Genomic DNA, 368 nt, shown 5'->3' with positions numbered 1-368 from the left:
GCGAGCGTAGCTCGGTTAATCCCGTTCTTAGGCTAAAGGGAGCTGTAATCAGAGAGGGAAGGTTTTTAATTAAATTTCATCAGTTCGCTCATAGACATGAGCTCTGGAACTTTTATTTATTGGTCAGGTACAGAGCTGAAGGTTTTATAAAAAATTCCAGTTTTTTATAAAACTACTTCAGCAAAAACAAAGGGTGATTTTTATTGAAAAGGTATAGCGCAGGATAGGCAAAAGCCGTCTAAATGCTAGCAATCAAACAGGCAAAAAAAATGCCCTCCCAAGAGAGCACCTGAATCATTCAACCAACTTAAAATCCCTAATCTCAGACATCGAAATAAAGTCGCCATCATCAATAAGAATCTCAGGTT

The sequence above is a fragment of the Agromyces agglutinans genome (genome assembly GCF_009647605.1).
Lineage (GTDB): Bacteria > Actinomycetota > Actinomycetes > Actinomycetales > Microbacteriaceae > Agromyces > Agromyces agglutinans.
The sequence above is the reverse complement of the archived record's forward strand: the minus strand, read 5'-3'. Positions refer to the sequence as shown.